Source organism: Polaromonas sp. P1_F8, from assembly GCF_056405635.1.
Window position 1 is genome coordinate 82,063 of sequence record NZ_JBFUBS010000003.1, and the last position, 21,532, is coordinate 103,594.

Annotated in this window: 14 protein-coding genes; 9 read left to right on the forward strand and 5 right to left on the reverse strand. The window is 63.6% G+C overall.

Annotation, left to right across the window (positions count from 1 at the left end; translation table 11 throughout):
* The first annotated feature begins 11 nt into the window (after positions 1-11).
* On the forward strand, positions 12-1,433 hold the full coding sequence (locus AC1D1J_RS12190; protein WP_477694834.1) for an adenylosuccinate synthetase: 1,422 nt from the start codon (positions 12-14) through the stop codon (positions 1,431-1,433).
* A gap of 12 nt (positions 1,434-1,445) precedes the next feature.
* On the opposite strand, the gene argH is transcribed toward AC1D1J_RS12190, so the two are convergent.
* Positions 1,446-2,864, reverse strand: coding sequence for an argininosuccinate lyase (gene argH / locus AC1D1J_RS12195; protein ID WP_477694835.1), 1,419 nt, complete (start codon positions 2,862-2,864; stop codon positions 1,446-1,448).
* A 235-nt stretch (positions 2,865-3,099) separates the two neighbouring features.
* Here argH and AC1D1J_RS12200 point away from each other — a divergent pair, with 235 nt between their 5' ends.
* From AC1D1J_RS12200 to AC1D1J_RS12220, 5 genes are all read left to right on the forward strand, one after another.
* Positions 3,100-4,164 (forward strand): sensor histidine kinase, encoded by a 1,065-nt coding sequence (locus AC1D1J_RS12200; protein WP_477688024.1) that lies wholly within the window; start codon positions 3,100-3,102, stop codon positions 4,162-4,164.
* On the forward strand, positions 4,161-4,898 hold the full coding sequence (locus AC1D1J_RS12205; RefSeq protein ID WP_477694836.1) for a LytR/AlgR family response regulator transcription factor: 738 nt from the start codon (positions 4,161-4,163) through the stop codon (positions 4,896-4,898). The genes AC1D1J_RS12200 and AC1D1J_RS12205 overlap by 4 nt, the downstream gene beginning before the upstream one ends.
* Positions 4,899-5,101: 203 nt before the next feature.
* Positions 5,102-6,268, forward strand: a complete 1,167-nt coding sequence (locus tag AC1D1J_RS12210; protein WP_477688026.1) for an AI-2E family transporter — start codon at positions 5,102-5,104, stop codon at positions 6,266-6,268.
* 157 nt (positions 6,269-6,425) lie between these two features.
* Positions 6,426-7,205, forward strand: coding sequence for a TerC family protein (locus AC1D1J_RS12215; protein WP_477694837.1), 780 nt, complete (start codon positions 6,426-6,428; stop codon positions 7,203-7,205).
* A 15-nt stretch (positions 7,206-7,220) separates the two neighbouring features.
* Complete coding sequence (locus tag AC1D1J_RS12220) at positions 7,221-7,805, forward strand: tRNA-uridine aminocarboxypropyltransferase (RefSeq protein ID WP_477694838.1); 585 nt, start codon at positions 7,221-7,223, stop codon at positions 7,803-7,805.
* A 12-nt stretch (positions 7,806-7,817) separates the two neighbouring features.
* On the opposite strand, the gene AC1D1J_RS12225 is transcribed toward AC1D1J_RS12220, so the two are convergent.
* Positions 7,818-8,435 carry an ABC transporter ATP-binding protein gene (locus tag AC1D1J_RS12225; protein ID WP_477694839.1) on the reverse strand — a complete coding sequence of 206 codons (618 nt, stop codon included), beginning with the start codon at positions 8,433-8,435 and terminating at the stop codon, positions 7,818-7,820.
* A 118-nt stretch (positions 8,436-8,553) separates the two neighbouring features.
* On the opposite strand from AC1D1J_RS12225, the gene AC1D1J_RS12230 reads away from it, so the two are divergent.
* The 3 genes from AC1D1J_RS12230 to AC1D1J_RS12240 all read left to right on the forward strand — a co-directional run bounded on the left by AC1D1J_RS12230 (position 8,554) and on the right by AC1D1J_RS12240 (position 9,928).
* Positions 8,554-9,024, forward strand: a complete 471-nt coding sequence (locus AC1D1J_RS12230; RefSeq protein WP_477694840.1) for a group II truncated hemoglobin — start codon at positions 8,554-8,556, stop codon at positions 9,022-9,024.
* A 29-nt stretch (positions 9,025-9,053) separates the two neighbouring features.
* Positions 9,054-9,422: a glyoxalase superfamily protein gene (locus AC1D1J_RS12235; protein WP_477694841.1), complete on the forward strand. Its 369-nt coding sequence runs from the start codon at positions 9,054-9,056 to the stop codon at positions 9,420-9,422.
* A 161-nt stretch (positions 9,423-9,583) separates the two neighbouring features.
* On the forward strand, positions 9,584-9,928 hold the full coding sequence (locus AC1D1J_RS12240; protein ID WP_477688031.1) for a hypothetical protein: 345 nt from the start codon (positions 9,584-9,586) through the stop codon (positions 9,926-9,928).
* A gap of 66 nt (positions 9,929-9,994) precedes the next feature.
* On the opposite strand, the gene AC1D1J_RS12245 is transcribed toward AC1D1J_RS12240, so the two are convergent.
* The 3 genes from AC1D1J_RS12245 to ppc form a co-directional block, all read right to left on the reverse strand.
* Positions 9,995-18,181: a glycoside hydrolase family 94 protein gene (locus AC1D1J_RS12245; RefSeq protein WP_477694842.1), complete on the reverse strand. Its 8,187-nt coding sequence runs from the start codon at positions 18,179-18,181 to the stop codon at positions 9,995-9,997.
* A gap of 4 nt (positions 18,182-18,185) precedes the next feature.
* Positions 18,186-18,413 carry a hypothetical protein gene (locus AC1D1J_RS12250; protein ID WP_457279414.1) on the reverse strand — a complete coding sequence of 76 codons (228 nt, stop codon included), beginning with the start codon at positions 18,411-18,413 and terminating at the stop codon, positions 18,186-18,188.
* Positions 18,414-18,627: 214 nt separating this feature from the next.
* Positions 18,628-21,513 (reverse strand): phosphoenolpyruvate carboxylase, encoded by a 2,886-nt coding sequence (gene ppc / locus AC1D1J_RS12255; protein WP_477694843.1) that lies wholly within the window; start codon positions 21,511-21,513, stop codon positions 18,628-18,630.
* Between the last annotated feature and the right edge of the window lie 19 nt (positions 21,514-21,532).

Genomic DNA, 21,532 nt, shown 5'->3' on the forward strand with positions numbered 1-21,532 from the left:
CGGTGGCGGGTGTGCTGAACGGTCGTGGCGCGGCCCCGTCCCGGCTGGTGTCGCTGCTAGGCCTTGGCTTTGGCGACTGCGGCAAGGGGCTGTTCACCGATTTCCTGTGCCGCCGGTGGCAGGCCGGGGCGGTAGTGCGTTTTAACGGCGGCGCGCAGGCCGGTCACAACGTGGTCTTGCCCGACGGCCGGCACCATACCTTTTCCCAGTTTTGCGCGGGCACCCTGGTGCCGGGCGTCCTGAGCGTCCTCGCCAGCCCGGTGGTAGTGCATCCGACGGCCTTGCTGGTCGAGCATGCCGCGTTGCAGGCACTCGGGATCCCGGATGCGCTCGCGCGTTTGCGCATTGACGCGCGCTGCCGTATCAACACACCGTTTCACCAGGCGGCCGGCCGGCTGCGCGAATTGCGGCGCGGCGCGGCCAGCCACGGTACCTGCGGGGTTGGCGTGGGGGAAACCGTGCGCCACGCACTGGCGCATCCGGGCGAAGTGCTGTGCTATGGCGACTTGCTGGCGCCGGCCCGCGCGCACGACAAGCTCGAAGCCATCCGGCGGCGCCTGCTGGCCGGGTTTGACGCACCGGCCGGCCCGGCTACGCAGCCAGCCGCGTGGCAGCAAGAGCAAGGGTTGCTGAGAGATGCCAGTGTGTCCGCCCGCTGGCTCGCCTCCGTGGCAGAACTGGCCCGGCAATGCAAACCCGCGCAGAGCCCGGAGATCGCCCGGGAACTCCAGGGATGCGGCACTGTGCTCTTTGAAGGCGCACAAGGTGTTCTGCTGGATGAATGGCATGGCTTTCATCCGCATACGACCTGGAGCAGCATCCATCCCGCCTCGGTAGAGTCGGTGACCGCCGATCTGGGGCTGACCGGCCCTATCATGCACCTGGGCATCTTGCGAAGCTATCTCACAAGGCACGGCAACGGACCCCTGCCCACGTTTGATGCTGCGCTCGATGTGCTGGCGGAACCCCACAACACGGGTGACGGCTGGCAAGGGCGTTTTCGCAGGGGGCATGCCGATGCGGTGCTGCTGCGTTATGCGCTGGAGATCACTGGAAAGCTCGATGGCCTGCTACTGAGTCACCTGGATGTATTTGACGCCGGCTTGCCTGGCGGCGGCGTGAACCTGTGCACCGCGTACGAAGCGGCACCTGAGGCTGGCGACGCCCTGTTATGCCAAAGAATCGCCCATGGGGAAGGCCGTGAACGTGGCAGCGGGCTGGTTGAGCGTCTGCTACCCGGCAACGGGCATGACCTGCAGCACCAGTCGAGACTGACAGCTTTGCTGGCGAGAGCGCAGCCGGTGTATGAAGGCCCGCCGCTGCGCTCGGCGTCGGCATTGGTGGAGCGTTTTCAGGCGCTCGCTGCCTGCCCGGTTCTGTACGGCGGCTATGGGCCGAGCTTCAGTGCGGTTCGCGCCATAACCGGCGCCTAGCGCGTCCAGGGGTCAGGAGAGCGAGGCCAGCCGCGCCCGGTGCCGCGTGATCTGGGCCTTGACTTGTGCCGGCGCAGTGCCACCCAGGATGTTGCGGGCGTTCAGCGAGCCGCGCAGGCTCAGGCAGTCGTACACGTCTTTTTCGATGCTGGGGTTGAATTCCTGCAGTACGGCCAGCGGCAACTCGGACAGGTCCACCGCATGGGTTGTGGCGGCCTTGACGGCGTGGGCCACGGTTTCGTGGGCATCACGGAAGGGCAGGCCTTTTTTCACCAGGTAGTCGGCCAGGTCTGTGGCGGTGGCGTAGCCGCGTAGCGCGGCCTTTTCCATGGCTTCGGGTTTGACGGTGATGCCGGCCACCATCTCGGCAAAGATGCGCAGCGTGTCCTTGAGCGTGTCGACGGTGTCGAACAGCGGCTCCTTGTCTTCCTGATTGTCTTTGTTGTAGGCCAGGGGCTGGCCCTTCATCAGCGTGATCAGGCCCATCAGGTGGCCGACCACGCGGCCGGTCTTGCCGCGCGCCAGTTCGGGCACGTCGGGGTTTTTCTTCTGCGGCATGATGGACGAGCCGGTGGTGAAGCGGTCGGGAATGTGGATGAAGCCGAAGTTCTGGCTCATCCACAAGATCAGCTCTTCGCTCATGCGGCTGATATGCACCATGGCGAGCGACGCGGCCGCCGTGAACTCAATCGCGAAGTCACGGTCGCTCACGGCGTCCAGGCTGTTCTGGCATACCTGCGGCTGGCCGCTTTCGTCGACCATGCCCAGCGTTTTGGCCACGCGTTCGCGGTCCAGCGGGTAGCTGGTGCCGGCCAGTGCTGCCGCACCCAGCGGCAGGCGGTTCACCCGCTTCCTGATCTCCATCATGCGCTCGGCGTCGCGGCTGAACATTTCCACATAGGCCAGCATGTGGTGGCCAAAACTCACCGGCTGGGCCACCTGTAAATGGGTGAAGCCCGGCAGGATGACTTCGACATTTTTCTCGGCGATGTCAACCAGCGCTTTTTGCAGATCGGTCAGCAGCCCGCCGATCAGGTCGATCTCGCTGCGCAGCCACAGGCGCACGTCGGTGGCGACCTGGTCGTTGCGGCTGCGGCCGGTGTGCAGGCGCTTGCCGGCGTCGCCCACCAGCTGGGTCAGGCGCGCTTCGATGTTGAAGTGCACGTCTTCGAGATCCAGCTTCCACTCAAAAGCGCCGGAGTCGATTTCGGACGTGATTTGCGTCATGCCTTTCTGGATGTCGGCGTAGTCGGCGGCGGGAATGATCTTTTGCGCTGCCAGCATTTCGGCGTGAGCGAGTGAGCCGGCAATGTCGGCTTGCCAGAGGCGCTTGTCAAAAAACACGCTGGACGTGTAACGCTTCACCAGGTCGCTCATGGGTTCGGAAAAAAGGGCGGACCAGGCTTGGGACTTTTTGTCGAATTGATTCACGTCAGGCTTTCTTTGAGGCAGTCACTGGCCGGTCTGTGGGGTAAAGCACGCCATTTCGGGCAGTTGCGCAGCCCGCCGGGCCTAAATAGTGTTTAACCCATGGCCGAATCGCCTTGGGCAGTGCAATACTCTTCCCAATGATTTTATCTGGGTGCCGGGCCCCGTGGGAAACCCCTGCCGTGCGCTGCCCCAGCTGATCCGTTTTTCCACGATAGCCGAAGAGCCGCCGACGTCCATGAAGCCTGTGCCCGATCAGAAGAATTTCAGCGAATCCACGTTGCTGGGCAGCTTTATTCCGGGCGATGAGGAAGCGGTGCCGCGCACTTCCACCCGCACCAGCATGTTTGATGCTTGCCATGTGGGTGTGGTTTTGCGTGCCGTGCTCTTTGTAGAGGCGGTGACCGGCGTGTGTGTGATGTTTGCTGCGAGCGAACCCCTGGACTGGCTGCTGAGCTTTTCGCTGCTCACTGGCGGTGTGCTGCCCGCCACCCTGGCCTGGCTGATTGCAGTGTGTGCGCTGAAGGGGCAGTTGAACCGGCTGGAGCCTTCGCACCAGTGGGCGGCGGGTATTGCACTGGGTGTTGTGTCGGGGCTGTACGGCTGTGGCTTGCTGGCCCTGCTGGGCCTGCTCCAGCCGGTGCCCTGGTGGGCCAGTGCGGCGGCGGGTGCCTTGCTGTCCGCCATGATGCTGGCGGGGCTGTTCTGGCGGGCCAAGGCGCGTACGCCGGCAGCCACGGCGGCACGCCTTGCCGAACTGCAATCGCGCATTCGCCCCCATTTCCTTTTCAATACCCTGAACAGCGCCATTGCGCTGGTGCGTGCCGAGCCCGCCAAGGCCGAGGCTGTACTGGAAGACCTGAGTGAGCTTTTTCGCCATGCACTGGCCGATCCGGCCGAATCCGTGACGCTCGGCCAGGAGATCGCGCTGGCGCAGCGTTACCTTGCCATTGAGCAGATCCGCTTTGGTGACCGGCTGCAGGTGCAGTGGAGCCTGGACACCGAAGCGGACCAGGCCAAGCTGCCGCCGCTGCTGTTGCAGCCGCTGGTGGAAAATGCCGTCAGGCATGGCGTGGAACCCAGTGCCAGCGGCGCGCAGCTGAAAATATCCACCCTCCGGCGAGGCAGCACGGTGGTGATCAAGGTGACCAATTCAACCCCCGCAGGCGCCGGTGAGCGCGGCCACGGGTTGGCGCTGGCCAATGTGCGCGAACGCCTTGCGCTGCTGCATGATGTCGAGGCGAAATTCAAGACGGTGTTCAAGGACGGCATATTTCAGGTTCGACTGGAGATTCCCGCATGACGCTCAAGGTATTGGTGGTTGACGATGAAGCCCTGGCGCGTTCGCGCCTGCGCACCTTGCTGGGCGATTGCACCGCCCCGGCCGCAGTGGCGGCAGCTGAAGCCGCCGATGCTGTTCAGGCCATGAAGGCCTTGCAGCGTGAATCTTTCGATGCGGTGCTGCTTGACATCCGCATGCCCGGCGTTGACGGCATCGCGCTGGCGCGCACCATTGCTTCACTTGCGCAGCCACCCGCCCTGGTGTTTGTCACGGCCCATTCCGAACATGCCGTACAGGCCTTTGAACTGGAGGCCGTCGACTACCTCACGAAGCCGGTACGCCTGGAACGCCTGCAGCAGGCGTTGCAGAAGGTAGAGCGTTTGGGCCAGTCCAGGGTGTCCGCGGCGGATGCAGCGGAAGAAACGCTCATCATCCAGGACCGCGGCCGCACCGAACGTGTGCCGCTGGCCGAGGTGCTGTATTTCAAAGCCGAACTCAAATACATCACTGTGCGTACCGCGACCCGCAGCTACATACTCGATGGTTCCCTGAGCGAGCTGGAAGAGCGCCATGCGACCCGTTTCATGCGCATTCACCGCAACGCGCTGATTGCGCGCCGGGCCGTGCGCGCGCTGGAAAAACATTTCGACCCCGAAGAGGGCGAGGGCTGGGCGGTACGGCTCAATGGTATTGAGGAGCTGCTGGCGGTGTCCAGGCGGCAGCTGAGCGCCGTTCGGGAAGCCATCGCGGCCTGAGCCTGCTTCTCCGCGTCAGGATGGAGTCACGGCTGCCAGGGCGAGCAGGTGCGTCAGCGTCAATCCGGTTTGGGAACACAGTTCCAGCGAAAGCGTCCTACAAATTTTCCGGGGCATATCGGTTGCAATATGTAAGTACAGCCTGGGAATTGTGGTGTGCTTTTTTGTCACGCCCGAGGCGCAAAAACGAATATGGGAGACATATGACCGAAGAACCCGCAGAGCGTGTCGTACGCGCGGCATCACCAGCAGTGCCGGGCGATCCTGAACAGCTGCATGTCCGGGTTCCGGTTGATATCCGCAGCATGTCGCTGGTGGTACTGGCGGGTCTCGCCTGCCTGGTTGTGCTGCACTGGGCCAAGGCCGTCTTTATTCCGGTGATGCTGGGTGTTTTGTTCAGCTATGCTTTTTCACCGGTGGTCAACTGGTTTGAAACGAAACGCGTTCCACGCTGGCTGAGCGCTGCCGTGGTGTTGTTGACGATTGTGGGCAGCATCGGTGCGACGGCCTATTCGCTCAGCGACGAAGCGGCGCAGCTGCTGGAAGCGCTGCCGGCTGCGGCGCAGAAATTCCGCCAGGCCGTGAAGGTGCGCACCAACCAGTCCGACAGTGCGCTGGAAACCGTGCAGAAAGCCGCCGCACAGCTTGAACAGGCCGCGCAGGAAAGTGCGGCGACCAGCAACACGCGTGGGGCGATGCGTGTCGTGGTGGAGCCTGCCCGGTTCAACATCAAGAATTATCTCTGGTCAGGCACCATCGGGCTGATTGCACTGATCGGCCAGGCGACCGTGGTGGTTTTCTTTACCTACTTCCTGATGCTTTCGGGCGACAGCTTCCGGCGCAAGCTGATCAAGCTTGCGGGCTCCAGCATCAGCAGCAAAAAGATCACGCTGCAGGCTCTCAATGAGATCACCGACCAGATCCAGCGCTACCTGCAGGTGCAGCTCCTGACCAGTGCGCTGGTCGGGGTGTTGACCTGGCTGGCGCTTTGGGCGCTGCGGCTGGAAAACCCCGCCGTGTGGGGCGTTGCCGCTGCCGTGCTGAACCTGATTCCTTACGTCGGCTCGCTGGTCACGGCGGCGACGTCGGCCCTGGTGGCCTTTATGCAATTTGGTTCGCTCAACATGGCGCTGGCTGTGGGTGGGGCCTCGCTGGCCATTCATACCGTGGTGGGTAACCTGCTGACGCCGTGGCTTACCAGCCGCGCCAGCCGCATGAGTCCGGTGGCGGTGTTCGTCGGCTTGCTGGCCTGGGGCTGGCTCTGGGGGGTGTGGGGCCTGTTGCTCGGCATCCCCATCCTGATGATTGTCAAATCGATTTGTGATCGCATCGATGACCTGAAGCCGATTGGTGAGTTTCTTGGATCATGACCCCCACGGTCGCTCACTGCGTGTAGCTCCCTGCCCCCCGAGGGGGCCGCTGCGCCTGCGGTCTGGCAAAGCCAGTCCCGCGGCCCCGGCTGGCCTGGAGCGTCTGGGGTACTTTTATGATCTTGTTGTACTAAATTGATGAGAAAGAGAAAAAGTCATGATGGAACTGCTGACTGATCCGCAAATGTGGATTGCTTTTGCCACGCTCACTGCGCTGGAGCTGGTGCTGGGCATCGACAACATCATCTTTATTTCCATCCTGGTCGACAAATTGCCCAAGGACAAACAGGAGCTGGCAAGGCGCCTGGGCCTTTTTATGGCGATGTTCATGCGTATCGGCTTGCTGTTTGTGCTGTCGTGGATCATCGGGCTGGTGGATCCGCTGTTCACCATTTTCAAGCAGGAAATTTCGGGGCGCGACCTGATCCTGATTGCCGGTGGCCTGTTCCTGATCTGGAAGAGCACCGGCGAAATCCACCAGTCGATGGAAGGTGAAGAGGGCCATGCCTCCAGCGCCGTCAAGGCCACGTTTGCGGCCGTGATCGTGCAGATCATGATTGTGGACATGGTATTTTCGCTGGACTCCATCATCACCGCAGTCGGCATGGTTGACAGCCTGCCGGTCATGATTGCCGCGGTCATCGCTTCGGTGGGTTTGATGATGCTGTTCGCGCCGGCCATCGGCCGCTTTGTCTCCGACCACCCGACCATCAAGATGCTGGCACTGTCTTTCCTTGTTGTGGTGGGTGTGGTGCTTATCGCCGAGGGCCTGGACCATCATGTACCCAAGGGTTATGTCTACTTTGCCATGGCGTTTTCTGTGGCGGTGGAAATGCTCAACATCCGCATGCGCAAGAAAAAGAGCAAGCCGGTGCATCTGAGAAATGCCTATGTCAATGGCGACAAGGCAGACGTGGTCGACAAGCGCAAGCCCTGAGACGGGTCGCTGCCCGTGACACGCCCGCGCTGCGCCGCGTGCCTTCGCCCACAAAGCGCCTGCATCTGCGCCTGGATCACGCCGACGGCGCATGAAGCGGAAGTGCTTATCCTCCAGCACCCGCGGGAGGTCGACCATGCCAAAAACAGCGCCCGCCTGCTGCACCTGAGTCTGCTGCGCAGCCGCATGCTGACGGGTGAGGCCTTTGACGAGGTTGACTTGCATGATGCGCTGAAAGAGCCGAAGTACACCTTGCTCCTGTACCCGCAGACGCCGGAAGATGAAGCACCGGCCCTGGATACCGCGCGACTCAAAGACCCGTCGCGCGTGCGGCTCGTGGTGCTGGACAGCACCTGGCGCAAAAGCCGCAAGATGCTGCACCTGAGCCCGGTGCTGCGGCAACTCCCTCGCTTGTCGCTGGAGGATATGCCGGCCTCAAACTACCTGATCCGCAAGGCGCACAAGCCGGGGCAGCTCTCAACATTGGAGGCAACGTGCGCGGCACTGGCGCAATTGGAAAGTGATCCCGAAAAATACCAGCCGCTGCTCAAAGCCTTTGACGGGTTTGTCGCGCAGCAGCTGGCTTTCGTTCCGAAGTAATTCGGTTCCCGTTCAGTCGCCCAGGTCGATCACACCGGCCAGCGGCACACCGCTAGGAGCCGCATAGTCCGCAATGACTGCCGCCCGCCCTGCATGCGTTGAGATGTCTTGAAGCCGCTCTTTGACAAAGGCAATCGAGGGTGCATCCAGCGCGGCAAAAGGTTCGTCAAGCAACAACACCGCAGCACCCGACGCAAACGCCGCCGTCAGCCAGACCTTGCGCTTCGACCCAGTGGACAACATGAACAGCTGCTTGCCCATGTGCGGCTCCAGCCCCAGGCCTTCGATCAGCGGGGCTATCAAATCCGCATCAAAACCCGGGTACTGGTCACGAACAGCTTCGAAATACTGCGGCGGCGTGAGTTGGTCAAACGTGTCGGTGCGCGGCTCTACCCAGAACAGCTGCTGGCGATACGCATGCGGCCTGTCTTTGAGGGAAATACCGTTAAGCCGCAACTGCCCCTCATCGGCCGGCAAGGTGCCCGCCAGCAGGCGAAGCAGGGTGCTCTTGCCACGCCCATCGCCGCCCTGTACCAGCGTGACGCCGGGCAGAATTTCGCCGGACCAGTTGCCAAGAATTTCGACTTGCGGGTTGGGGTAACGGAACCACAGTCCTTCAATGGTGAGCATGGTGGGTATTTGACGGGGGCTGATGGACGTTAGGAATGTGGTGGCATGAATGCCGGTGGCAATGTTAATCTGCGTTTTCCTTGAGACATCTCTCCATTGAACCTGCCAGGACATTGCCATGCCGGAACGTGTCATTCCAAGCTTGTACGAATGGGTAGGCGGTATAGACGCTCTGACCCGGTTGACCACGCGCTTTTATGAGCATGTGAAAAAGGACGTCTTGCTGGGGCCTGTGTTCGCTCACATGGACGACGGCCACCCGGCCCATGTCGCCGCATTTCTGGGCGAAGTCCTGGGTGGACCCGCGACCTATTCGGAGCAGCATGGCGGCCATCCGCACATGATCCGGCAGCACCTGAACCGGCATCTGCTGCAGGAGCAGCGGCGCCGCTGGGTGGCCTTGCTGCTTGAAACGGCGGATGAACTGGGCATGCCCGACGACCCGGAATTCAGGTCGGCGCTGGTGGGATACCTTGAGTGGGGTTCGCGACTGGCCGTGATCAATTCGCAGCCGGGTGCCACGGTGGACGCTGATGCGCCCATGCCGCGATGGGGCTGGGGTGAGGTCAAGGGGCCTTACATTGGCTAGCTGCTTTATTTGACGAGGAGATTGCAGAGATGAGTTTTGGAAAAACTACCCCCATCCTTCGCATCTTCGATGAAGCCAAAGCCAGGGAGTTTTACATCGACTTTCTCGGCTTCAAGATCGATTGGGAGCATCGCTTTGAGCCAGGCTTGCCTCTCTACCTACAGATTTCCAAAGACGGCTGTGTGCTGCATTTGTCGGAGCACCATGGTGACTGTAGTCCGGGTGCTGCGATGCGGATTGAAACGGACGAGCTTGGCGCGTATCACCAGCAGCTTTTGGCGAAGAGCTACAAGCACGCCCGTCCCGGCATTGAAGACACCGCGTGGGGGAGCCGGGACATGTCGATCAGGGACCCTTTTGGCAACCGCCTGACATTTACCAATGCCATCAGCACCTGACGGCACTTTACAAACCGGATGAATCTCACGCCGGCGCGCTCTAAAACCCCAAATCTTGACTGCCGTCAAGAAAGCCGTGTCAGGTGAGGCCTGCTCTTGATTTCTGTCAAGAGCACTTCACGGCCGCAGGTTCACCATGAGTGCTGCCGAAGGAGACACCCATGACCTCGACCCACGCGCTCCCTCTTCCAGGCCTCGCCTCACGCTGTTACCGGCTGACGCCGGGAGGCCGCGCCTGTGTGGACACGGTCAATACCAAAGCGCAGGCCACAGGCTCGTTGTCACGCTACTTGCACGATGTACTGGAAATGTGCGGCACGGGCGTGTGGTTTGAGCAGTTGCAGCAATTCATGCCGCCCCGATCGCTTGACGAATCCTTGCGCTCGTTGCTGGCGCTGGGCTTGATTGAAACCGTGGATGCGGGCGAGGCGCCGCACGCCGTCGATGTTCGGCGACCTGACGGACGCCAGAGGTACCCTGGAATTCCGAAGAGGAGTGTTTTATAAGGAAAACTGCCGATAGACCTTATATGACGGGCGCGAGCAGCTATTAAATCAATAGCGACCCGAAATTCAGCTTGCTTCAGCCTGCACCAGCAACGCCGCTTGCGCCGGCAGCTCGGCCAGCATCACCACCTGTCCCGGCTTGATCACCATGTCGGGCCTGAAGCTGTCTTCTGCGGCAAGCCCTGCGCGTTGCCAGCGAAGCTTCACCACGCGTTCCTGCAGGCGCAGCGTGATTTCAAACGAAGGCCAGTGCGCCGGCACGCGGGGCGACAGCGACAGCGCGCCTTGCTGCACCTTGAGGCCCAGAATGTTTTCCACCGCCGCGCGGTGCAGCCACGCAGCCGAGCCGGTGTACCAGCTCCAGCCGCCGCGGCCTACATAGGGCGCCGCGCCATAGATGTCTCCCGCCATCACGTAGGGCTCCAGCTCATAGGCGGGGCCGCGAACGGGGTGTTCGCTGCGGTGGGCCGGGCTCAGTGCCTTGAAGCTTTCCCAGGCGGCTTCGGTGTCACCGGTGAGGGCTTGCGCCATCATGGCCCAGACGCTAGCATGCGAGTACTGGCCACCGTTTTCACGCACCCCCGGCGGGTAGGCCTGGATGTAGCCCGGGTTGTTGTCCGAATTTTCCAGCGGCGGCGTCAGCAGGCGCAGCAGACCTGCTTCGTGGTCTACCAACTGTTCGTTCATGGCCTGCATGGCCGGGCCGATGAAAGCCTCGGTGGAAGCGCCGGAAAGGACCGACCAGGCTTGTGCAATCAGGTCAATGCGGCACTCGTCATTGGTGGAGGAACCGAGCGGTGCGCCGTTGTCGAAGAACGCCCGGCGGAACCAGGCGCCGTCCCAACCCGCGTCGTGAAGGGCGGCAACCCAGCCGGAGCGGGCCTGGCGCCAGCGCTGTGCGCGGCCGTCGTCGCCGCGCGATGCGGCCAGGGGCAGAAAGTCATTGACCACGCGGCATAAAAACCAGCCCAGCCAGACAGACTCGCCGCGGCCTTCGTGGCCCACGCGGTTCATGCCGTCGTTCCAGTCACCCGTGCCCATCAGCGGAAGGCCGTGTGCGCCGATGGCCAGGCTGCGGTCCAGGGTACGGGCGCAGTGTTCGAACACCGTGGCGGTTTGCCCGCTGGTTTGCGGCGCGTAATACGCGTCTTCCGCACCTTCGGGAATCGACGGCCCGTCGATGAAGGCAACCTCTTCATCCAGGATGCTGGTGTCGCCTGTGACCTGGACATACCAGGCGCAGGCATAGGGCAGCCACAGCAAGTCGTCCGAAAAATGGGTGCGCACGCCTTCACCGCCGGGCGCGTGCCACCAGTGCTGGACATCCCCCTCGGGGAATTGGCGCGAGGCGTTCAGCATGATTTGCGCACGCAGACGGCCCGGTTCAATGACGGCGAAGGCCATGGCGTCCTGCAACTGGTCCCGAAAGCCGAATGCGCCGCCGGCCTGGTAGAAACCGGCCTTGGACCACAGGCGCGATGCCAGGGTCTGGTAGAGCAGCCAGCGGTTGACCAGGGCGTCAAACAGCGGATCGGGCGTCTGCACCTGTACTTTGCCCAGCAACCCGGACCAATAAGCCTTGACCTGTTCAAGCGCCTGCGCCGCATCTTTGCCTTGCCAGCTGCGGGCCAGTTGCAGTGCCTGCGTGGCGTCGCCGGCATGGCCGAGCAGGAAGGTGAATGCAAGAGTCTGGCCGGGAAGCAGGGAGAACTCGCTTGCCAGCGCAGCGCAGGGGTCCGCGCCGCCGGCGGCATTCTGGCCCAGGGCGGAGGGAAGCACCAGCCGGCCCGTTGCGTCGAAAAATTCGCTTCGGTCGCAGGTCCACTCGGGTATGCCGGGCAAACCGGTCAGCGACAGGAACGCCGTGCTGCCGCCGAAGCCCGCCCGGCTTTCACGCTGCTGTGCAAACACGGCTGTCAGCAGGCTGTCTTTGTCTTTCCACGCATGGATGGTGCGGCGTTCGTGACGTGCAGCACCCATCTGCCATTCGACCATGGCCAGGGCGCGCAGCTTGCGCGTGGCGCTGCCCTGGTTATGAAGCCTGACCTGCACCAGTTTGACCGGATCAGTCTGATCAACAAAAAAAGTGGTTTCCGCATGAAGCGTACCGTGCCGGCATTCGAAGACGGTGTAGCCCTGGCCGTGACGCACACGGCAGGCAGGCGCCGGGCCGTGTTGTGCCGACGGGCTTAATGCCAGCACTTGCTGCGTGTCCACGTCTTGCAGCAGATAGTGCTCGAAGGTGGGATCCGCCACCGGGTCGTTGGACCAGGGCGTGACCTGGTGCAGCCGGCTGTTGACTGCCCATGTGTAACCGGCGCCGGTCTCCGACACCTGAAAGCCGAAAGACGGGTTCGCGATGACGTTGATCCACGGTCGGGGCGGACGATGCAGGCTGTCAACGTCAAATCGGAACTCGCCGGTGCCGGCATCGAAGTGTCCCTGGGGTGTCTGCAGTGCACCAGGCTGCCCGGTGGCGCCGGCAGAACCGGATGAGAGTGCCGGCAGCGGACGCGTAGCGAAGCCCGCACGGCGCTGGGCGTTGGCCGTGACGCGCAGCGCTGCGGCCTGTTGCTCAAGCGGCCTGCCGTCTGCCACCAGAATGACGCGTGCCAATCCCGTCAGTGCGGCTTTTTCCGAGGGCACGATTTCCTGGTCGCGCAGCAGGTAAAAGCCACCGGCGTCGCTGCGCGGAAAGCTGTTTTCCGTTTGTTGCAGTGTGCGGTCGCGCAGCGCCAGGATGTCGCGTTGCAAGGGCATCAGGTAGGAGTTGACTTCGCTGTTGAGGATGACCACGTCGGTACCCAGCCCGCAGAAACTCCACCAGGGTTGGGCCCGCAGCAATGAATGCACCAGCGCCATCCCGTTGCTGGAGTGGATGAGCACCAGTACGATGGGTTTGTCTCCCGAGATGCCGAAACGCCAGAGCTGGCGCTGGTCCAGCAGGCCGCGTTCCGCCATCGGCCGTGCGCAGCTGTACATCAATGCAGTGTTGAGGTCCTGCAACGCCGCGTTTTCCTCGGGGTCGACCCCGAGGTCGCGCAGGCGCACCTGGGCCAGCGTGGCGGCCATCCGGGTAGCGCGCTCCACGTGCATGGGCTGCAGGTATTTGTCGATGCGTGCCGCGAGTTCGTCACTGCTGGACGCGGCGGCTGTGGCAAAGCTGAGCCGGGCCACGCCGCCCGCCGGAATGCGGATGCGAAGACGCAGGCCCGCAACCGGGTCCAGCCCGTTGATGGGTGAGCCGTCCTGGCCGTGCGTCTCGGCCCGCAGTGCCGGGTGGCCGGGCTCCCGGTTACGGCCCAGAAAGGCGCGCCGGTCCGAGATGAAATCGATGGCGCGTACGTTGGCTTCTGAATTGGCGAGGAAGTGTGCGACCGCCATGACAGGATCGCCCTGCAGCCGGGGTTTGCGCGACAGCAGCAGGGCGCGCCATTCGGGATGCCAGCGTGTTTGGACAAACAGGTTCGAAAATGCCGGATGGGCCTCGTCGGCGCGCGGGTCGGTCAATACCGCTTCAAAGCATGAAATCACGTCGAGCGTCATCTCCGTAGCCGACAGGTTGCGCAGCGTGACGTTGCGCATTTCAGTGTCGTCCTCGGGACTGACCAGCACGCTGGTGCCTGCCTCCAGCTGATCGGAGCTCACGTCAAATTGCACGCGGTCCGGCAGGTAGGTGGCCTTGTATTGCCAGCCGGGATGCGGCGCCGGATGTTGCGTCAGGGACCAGGCCTGCTCCTGGCCGGACGGACGCAGGTAGATGAAGGTGCCGCAGGCATCGCGCAGCAGGTCGTCGCGCCAGCGGGTGATGTTGTAGGTCTTGCCTGCGGTGCGCCAGCGGCTGACACCGGCCCCATTGGCGCGCAGGGCGACGCTGTAACGCCCATTGGACAGCAACTGTGTAGGTTGCCAGCCGGGCATGGCCGGGTCGATCTCACGCGAATGGTACAGCCGGGCTTCGGCCAGCTCCGCGGGTTCGGGCAATGCCCGCGGGTCTGCGCTTTCGATGATCTGGCGCGGTGTCTTTTCATGCAGCAGCGATTCGAAAGCCTGCACCAGTGGTGCCGAGGCGAACCAGCGGCGCGGTGCTTCGTTGCACAGCACATTGCACAGTGCCACCAGCGACATGCCCTGGTGATGCGCCATGTAGGTGTTGACCAGGCTCATCGCCTGGGCGCCCGGTTGCCTGGCGACGGTGAAATCCAGCGCATCGGCAAAGCCGTATTCGCCGCGCGCACCCCATTGCTCAAGCTGGCGCAGGTTGGCCACCGCCTCCTGCGGCGTGAACTGGGTCGCCATGATGCTGGCATAGGGCGCCACGACGCGGTCGGCCGGTGGTGTCCGCCGAAGGGCCAGCCGTGGGACGCCAAAGGGCGAATACTGGTAGGCCAGGGTGTGGTCTTGCCCAAAGTAGGCAGACTCTGAAACACCCCATGGCAGGCCCTGTGCCTGGCCCCAGGCCTGCTGCTCCTTGACGGCCGCAAGGCCGGACACATGCAGCAGGCCTTCGTCGGGCTCGCTCATGACCAGCGAAGGCATCAGGTATTCAAACATCGAGCCCGACCAGGACTTCAGGCCGGGCGTTACGCCCACCGTCAGGAAGGCGCGGCCCAACGCCAGCCAGTGGCGCCGCGGCACATCCCCCTTGGCGATCGCCAGGAAGCTGGTCAGGCGCGCCTCCGAGGCGATCAGGTCGTAATAACTGGCGTCAAGTGCCTGCTCGTGCACACGCAGCCCGATATGGAACAGGTGGCGCTTGGGGCTGTAAAGGCCGCCGAAGTCCATCGCCATACAAAGCTTTTCACAGCGGGCACCCAATTCAAGGAGTGCGGTAGATTCGCCTGGCGATGTTTCCTGGTGCGCCGCCAGCTGGCGAACGCACTGCGCGACGGCCAGCAGGTGGCCCGCCAGGTTACCGCTGTCTACGGTGGAAACATAGGCCGGAGGCAGCACCTGCAGCGACCGGGTTTCGTACCAGTTGAGCAGGTGGCCCTGGTGCTTGGGCAGGGCTTCGACCGTGCCCAGCGTGGCGCCCAGCCGCGCGATCAGCTCCGTGGTGGATATCCAGTTGAACTCGCGCGCGCAGGCTGCAGCCATCAGGTACAGGCCGATGTTGGTCGGCGAGGTGCGGTGTGCGATCGTCGGTTCCGGCTCCATCTGCAGGTTGTCCGGCGGCAGGTGGTGGTCTTCGGGGCCGACGCAGCGTTCAAAGAAGCGCCAGGTCTGTGCCGCCAGCTTCATGAGGTAGGCGCGGTCTGCGGCGCTGAGCGACAGATACGGCGCGCGAACAGCAGGCTTGCTGCCCCACCAGGCCACTGCGGGCGCCAGCGCCCACAGCAGGAAAAGCACCGGACCGATCAGGGGGTGCGCCCCCCAGCATGCGGCCGTGCCCAGCGCCAGGCACAACGCGGACACCGGGGCATGGTTGCGGACAAATGCGCCCAGCGTGTACTGGGCGGAAGCCTGCGCCTGGGCTGCGGTGGTCCACTGCAGCAGATGGCGGCGGCTGATGGCCATGCGCCAGAGGGCCCGTGTGATGGCGTCGAACGACAGGGCGGCCAGGGCGGGCAGCTGGCTCAATTGCCAAAGCGCCTGCGCCATGCTGCGCGCCACATCGCGCATGCCGACGTCAAAGAAGTGCCCCCAGGCGATGCCTCGCCGCGTGGGAACCAGCCCTGCCAGCGCACCCATCAAGGGGCCGGCCAGGAATGCCAGAACAGTGAAAACCAGCGCCGTCGCCACAGGCAGCGCACCGGTGAATATTGTCCAGGCCAGAAGCGCGAAGCAGGCCGGGGCGATCATCGAGCGGCGCAGGTTGTCCGCCATACGCCACAGGCCCAGGGCATCAATGCCGTAGCGCTTCGCATGCAGCATCAGCGGCAGCAATTGCCAGTCGCCGCGCGTCCAGCGGTGTACGCGTGATGCGGCCACGCCCGCGTGATGTGGGTGGTCTTCCATCAGCACGACGTCGCCTGCGTAGCCGCAGCGGGCAATGCTGCCTTCCAGCAGGTCGTGGCTCAGGATGGCACCCTCGGGCATGCGGCTGTCCAGCACGGCATGCACGGCCTCGACATGCAGCAGGCCCTTGCCGATGAAGTTGCCCATGCCGAACACGTCCTGGTACAGGTCGGAGGTGCCGTTGCTGTAAGGGTCCAGGCCGCGCTGGCCTGCAAACATCGCATGGAAAGGGGAACGCTCGTGGTGGGCCGACAGGGGCATGGCCACGCGGGGCTGCAGGATGCCGTAGCCGGCGGTCACGCGCCGCGTCTCGCGATTGACGTGCGGCGTGTTCAGCGGGTGCGCAGCGATGGCCACCAGTTCGCGCAGGGAGCCCGCCGGCAGGCTGGTGTCGCTGTCGAGCGTCAGCACGTAGCGTATGCCCGGCGCCAACCGCATGTTGCCGTCCACAGGGACAAACGGTGATGACGAGTGTCCGGCCAGTTGCCGCAACAGCATTTCGAGCTTGCCTCGCTTGCGTTCCGCCCCGATCCATCGGCGCTCCGTTGCGGACCAGCTGCGCGGGCGGTGCAGCAGTAAAAATCTTGCTGGTAAGTCGGAGCTCTCCGGCGGGCAGGCTGCGTTGAGCGCGCGCAGTTTGACGAGGACGTCCTCAAGCAGCTCTGAATCGCCGGCCAGGCTCTCGGCGTCGGCGTCAGCCCAGTCTGTCAGCAGGGCAAACTGCGCATGGGTTTCGCGGCTGGCCAGCCAGTGCAGCTGCAGGCGGTGCACCAGTTCGCTGTTGGCGCAAGCTGAAGAAAGCATCGAAGGTATCACCACCAGCACGCGGTGTTCAGCCGGGATGCCCGTGCTGAAATCGAGACGGGCCAGGGGCTGTATGCGTGTGGATTCAGCGATCAGCCGGTGGATGAGCGCGGCGACCACTTCCGACGCGGGCCAGGCCATCAGCACCAGGGCTGCCCACGCCGTCCAGGGCAGTGTGGTGAGGGGGTGCGCAGCCCAACTGAGCAACGCAGCGGTTCCGGTAATCCATGCGGCCGCGTAGAGCGGCAGGCGCCAGGCGCGCGGTGTTTCGGGGGCCGGCGATGGTTTGTGGGGCGCTGCGTCGGGCTGCAATGCTGCTTCCAGCAGGGGGCGGCCCGGCCCAATCAGGTAGTAGCCGGCGGTGTGTGCCGCCGGGGCGTTGTTGGGCTGGTGCGCAGCAGCCAGCACCGCTTCGGCGACGGCGCGCTCGGATTTGCCGGTTTGCTGCGCCAGACGCTCCATGGCGCGCGTGATCTGCTGGCGCGTCATCTCGCTTTCGCGGGAAAAGCTTGGCAGCCGGCGCAAGACCTGCAGGGAATGGCTGACCGGCTCGATCAGCTCCACCCATTCCACCTGGCCTATGAGCCGCAGAGTGGTGATGATGTTGCTGACGGTCAGGTTGGCGGCGACCTGGGTGGTTTGCCCTTCGCCGATCATGCCCAGGGCATCGCCGCAATGCTTTTCGGTCCAGCGGACGAGGGGTGGCGCCGAAGGCGAGTCCGGCTCTGCACGTTCGGCAGGCATGCGCTGCCAGAGCTGCGTGAGATAGCTGCGTTCAAGGCCATGGGCCTGCATCAGGCCGTACAGCTCGTCGAGTTCCTGCAGGCTCAGTACGCCGGCCTTGTCCCAGGTGGCATGCGCCACTTCGCGGGCCACCTTGTTCCAGGCGATGCGGTCGGCCATGCGGCGCAGGTTTTCCAGCAGGACCACACGCAGCGTGGTCGGCAAGGCCCAGAGTTCGCCGAGATTGAGTTCACTGACCTCCTGGTAGGCATGCAGGAAGGCCGTGAAAAGCTCCGGGTCCAGCACGCTGTCGGTGTGCGCTACATAGGCCCATGCAATACCGTACACCCGGGGAAGGCCCTCCAGCGGCTTGCTCGCCAGCTTGGGCAAATCCGCGTAGTAGCGGAGGGGGACGCCATCCTGGATCTGTTGCAGCTGGGCTTCGACAAGGTGGAAATTGTCGAGCAGCCATTCGGCGGCCGGCGTTACGTAGTGGCCTGTCAGCGAAGTCAGGGCGATGTAGTCGTAAGCAAGGCGGATCGCGGCGATGTTTTCCTGCACGCGCGGGAAAAAAGGCGGACCGTGATCAGGGCTTCCGGCAGGCCTGATGGGTTGGGCTGCGGCCAGGCTGCGGCCGTGTTCTTCAAAGCGCTGCGCACCGAAAAGTTCAGCGCGGATGGGCTGCTCTGCGCCGCCCTGGCGGGAGGCGAGCAGTTGCCGGGCGTAGGCGCTTAGGGTGTCCAGCCGCTCGATGACAGCGGGGGTCACGCGCTCAGGCTACGGCTAACAGGCCAAGAAAAATAGCCAGAATGGCCGCAACTGTGATGATGCGCGGTGAGGCCAGGGAGTGCGCGGACTGAAGCCCGGACTGGAGCGTAAAAAACCGGCTGCGCGAATGCGCGCACTGATCCATGTGTGACGCCAGATCGGCGGCGTCGGTGGAAACAAAATCGTTTTGAATGGCGGACGGTGAGTCGGCCATGATCTCCAGGGTAGTCATGATTTTGCGCTCCGGGGTAGCTGGTTTGGGCAACGCGTGGCGAAATACCCGCATTGCTCCGTGTCTGACACCATGCTACGCACCGGCACCTCGCGGGGCCATCAGAAGACGCTGGAGTTTGTCTAGGACAAGGCCTACAGTATGCGCCCCTGGCAATACCCCTACAGCGGGGAACCTCTCACGCGCTGCATGGCTGCCCGTTGTTCACGGCCGTTCAGCCAGTGTTGCGCAAGCCCGCAGCAATCCCGTTGATGGAGATGTGAATGCCGGTTTGCACCCGCTGGTCGGCCTGGCCGGCACGGTAGCGCCGCACCAGCTCCACCTGGAGGTGGTGCAGGGGGTCGATGTACGGAAAACGGTGGCGGATGGAGCGCTGCAGGGCGGCGTTGCCCGCCAGCCGCTGCTTTTCCCCGGTGATCAGCGTCAGCGCCTCGGCCGTACGATGCCATTCGGATTCGATCGCGCTGAAGATTTTTTTGCGCAGGCGCGCATCGCCCACCAGCTCCGAATAACGTGAGGCCAGCGCCAGGTCGCTTTTGGCCAGCACCATGTCCATGTTGCTGAGCAGGGTGCGGAAAAACGGCCACTGCTTGTACATTTTTTGCAGCAATGCCAACGCTTCCCTGCGGCTGGCGGGCGTACCGCCCTGCTGGAGGAATTGCTCGATGGCCGAGCCGAAGCCGTACCAGCCGGGCAGGGTCAAGCGGCACTGGCCCCAGCTGAAACCCCACGGAATCGCCCGCAGGTCTTCAATTTTTTGCGAAGCCTTGCGTGACGCCGGGCGGGATCCGATGTTGAGTTCCGCAATCTCGCGGATCGGCGTGGAGCCAAAAAAGTATTCGGTGAATCCCGGGGTTTCGTACACCAGGTTGCGGTAGGCCGCCATGCTGGCCTGTGACAACTCAGCGGCGGCTTGCAAAAAGGCCTTGGTGGCGGGCTTAGTCGGCTGCAGCAGCGTGGCCTCCAGCGTGGCCGCCACCAGCGTTTCCAGGTTGCGCCGGCCGATTTCCGGATTGGCGTATTTGGAGCCGATCACTTCGCCTTGCTCAGTCAAACGGATTTGGCCGCGCACTGTGCCGGGCGGCTGCGCCAGGATGGCCTGGTAGCTCGGACCGCCGCCGCGTCCGACCGTGCCGCCGCGGCCGTGGAACATGCGCAACTGGATGTTGTGCGAGTTGGCCAGCACGTCGAACAGCTCCACCAGTGCGATCTCGGCGCGGTACAGCTCCCAGTTGCTGGTGAATATGCCGCCGTCCTTGTTGCTGTCGGAGTACCCCAGCATAATGTCCTGCTCGGCACCGCTGCGCTTGACCAGCTGCGCGATGCCGGGCAGGGCGTAGAACTCGCGCATGATGGGCGCGGCATTGCGCAGGTCTTCGATGGTTTCAAACAGCGGCACGACGATCAGGTCGTTGGTGGCGTGGCTGTCGAGTGTGGCGTGCATGAGGCCGACTTCTTTTTGCAGCAGCAGCACCTCGAGCAGATCGCTCACGGTCTCGGTATGGCTGATGATGTAGTGGCGGATCGCTTCCTTGCCGAAGCGGGCGCGCGCGGTGCGGGCCGCCTCAAAAATCGCCAGTTCGCCGCGCGCGTGGGCCGAATAAGCGGTGCCGACCACGCGCATCGGGCGCGCATCGTTGAGCAGGCCCATCAACAGCGCGCGTTTGGCCGCTTCGTCCAGCTTGCCGTAGTTCGCCTCGATACGCGCAACGGCCAGCAGTTCGGCCACCACTTCTTCGTGCTTGTCGGAACTCTGGCGCAAGTCGACCGTGGCCAGGTGAAAACCGAACACCTCGACCGCGCGGATCAGCGGGTGCAGGCGCTGGGCGATCAGCGCCTCGCCGTGATGCGCCTTGAGGGAGTCTTCAATGGTGCGCAGGTCGGCCAGGAAGTCCTCCGACTTGAGGTAGGCGTTTTGCGGCGCCACGGCATGGCGCGCGGCATCGCCGCCGGTCAGGTCCTTGAGCGTGGCGGCCAGTCGCGCGTAGACGCCAGTGAGGGCGCGGCGGTAGGGCTCGTCCTTGCGGTGTTCGCTGGTATCGGGTGAGCTTTCGGCGAGCAGCCGCATCGCGGGACTGAACTCGACCAGCATGGCTGACAGCGAGAGTTCGCCGCCCAGGAAATGCACCTCGGTCAGGTAGTGGCGCAGCGCCACTTCTGCTTGCCGGCCGAGTGCGTAATTGAGTGTGTCGGCGCTGACGTTGGGATTGCCGTCGCGGTCGCCGCCTATCCATTGGCCCATGCGCAGAAAACTGTGCACCGGCTGGTTGCCCAGCTCGCGTTCCAGGTTGGCGTAAAGCTTGGGAATCTCGCGCAGGAAAGTGGCTTCGTAGTAGCTCAGCGCATTTTCGATTTCATCGGCGACGGTGAGTTTGGAAAAACGCAGCAAACGGGTTTGCCACAGCTGCATGACGCGGGCGCGAAGCTGTGCTTCGTTGGCGGCCAGCTCGCGCGGCGTCAGCGCATCCTTGGCGGCATTGACAGCTTGCGCCAGCGCCTTGATGTCGTCCCGCGCCGTCAACAGCAGGGCGATGTCGCGCTCGGCGTCCAGGATGCTTTTGCGCTGCACCTCGGTCGGGTGGGCGGTCAGCACCGGCGAGACAAAGCTGTGCGCCAGGGTGGTGGAAATGGTTTTGGTCGAGATGCCGGCCCAGCGCAGTCGGGCCAGTGCCACGTCAATGCTGCCTTCCTGCGTGTCGCCCGCGCGCTCATGCACCGCGCGGCGGCGGATGTGGTGGCGGTCTTCGGCCAGGTTGGCCAGGTGGCTGAAATAGGTGAAGGCGCGGATCACGCTGACCGTCTGGTCGCCGGACAAGCCTTTGAGCAGCTTCTTGAGCGACTTGTCGGCGTCGGCGTCGGCGTCGCGCCGGAAGCTGACAGAGAGCTTGCGCACCTGCTCGATCAGCTCGTAGGCGGCAACACCTTCCTGCTCGCGGATCACATCGCCCAGGATGCGGCCCAGCAGGCGGATGTCCTCGACCAGCGGGCGTTCGTTGTCCCTGGAACGACTGGACGTTTTGGTTGCACCGGCCGCGGCGGCGTCTTTGGCGCCCTCGTTGACGTTTGGCTTAATCCTCTTGGCGCGCGCGGAAGTGACCATCTCTACCCTCTAGTTCTTT

Excerpts from the sequence above, each read along its gene's own strand:
- AC1D1J_RS12235 (WP_477694841.1), top strand. The coding sequence starts at position 9,054 with ATGAGTTTTGGAAAAACTACCCCCATCCTTCGCATCTTCGATGAAGCC.
- AC1D1J_RS12240 (WP_477688031.1), top strand. The coding sequence starts at position 9,584 with ATGACCTCGACCCACGCGCTCCCTCTTCCAGGCCTCGCCTCACGCTGT.
- AC1D1J_RS12250 (WP_457279414.1), bottom strand. The coding sequence starts at position 18,413 with ATGACTACCCTGGAGATCATGGCCGACTCACCGTCCGCCATTCAAAAC.
- AC1D1J_RS12200 (WP_477688024.1), top strand. The coding sequence starts at position 3,100 with ATGAAGCCTGTGCCCGATCAGAAGAATTTCAGCGAATCCACGTTGCTG.
- AC1D1J_RS12215 (WP_477694837.1), top strand. The coding sequence starts at position 6,426 with ATGATGGAACTGCTGACTGATCCGCAAATGTGGATTGCTTTTGCCACG.
- AC1D1J_RS12205 (WP_477694836.1), top strand. The coding sequence starts at position 4,161 with ATGACGCTCAAGGTATTGGTGGTTGACGATGAAGCCCTGGCGCGTTCG.
- ppc (WP_477694843.1), bottom strand. The coding sequence starts at position 21,513 with ATGGTCACTTCCGCGCGCGCCAAGAGGATTAAGCCAAACGTCAACGAG.
- AC1D1J_RS12225 (WP_477694839.1), bottom strand. The coding sequence starts at position 8,435 with ATGCTCACCATTGAAGGACTGTGGTTCCGTTACCCCAACCCGCAAGTC.
- AC1D1J_RS12230 (WP_477694840.1), top strand. The coding sequence starts at position 8,554 with ATGCCGGAACGTGTCATTCCAAGCTTGTACGAATGGGTAGGCGGTATA.
- AC1D1J_RS12210 (WP_477688026.1), top strand. The coding sequence starts at position 5,102 with ATGACCGAAGAACCCGCAGAGCGTGTCGTACGCGCGGCATCACCAGCA.